At 46.9% G+C, this 262-nt stretch carries 1 protein-coding gene; it reads right to left on the bottom strand.

The genetic code is table 11. The features are described from left to right. The coding region (locus tag RMT89_RS43770) for an AMP-binding protein (RefSeq protein WP_315889324.1) at positions 1-262 on the bottom strand (262 nt) is incomplete at both ends.

Raw genomic sequence — 262 nt, 5'->3', positions numbered from 1 at the left:
CCAAAGACTACGGAATGAACAGCACCAAGACGGGCGCTGGCTAACATAGCAATAGCGGCTTCTGGGATCATGGGCATATAAATGACTACCCGATCACCCTTATTTACACCATGGGCTTTTAGCACACCGGCGAAGCGAGCAACCGCATCACGCAATTCAATATAACTAAAACGTTGCTTCGTGTTCGTAACCGGTGAATCATAAATTAGTGCCGTTTGTTCGCCACGCCCTTGTTCAATATGAAAATCCAAGGCCAGATAAC

The sequence above is a fragment of the Streptomyces sp. P17 genome (assembly GCF_032436805.1).
In the GTDB taxonomy this organism is placed as follows: domain Bacteria; phylum Actinomycetota; class Actinomycetes; order Streptomycetales; family Streptomycetaceae; genus Streptomyces.
The sequence above is the reverse complement of the archived record's forward strand: the minus strand, read 5'-3'. Positions and strand labels throughout refer to the sequence as shown.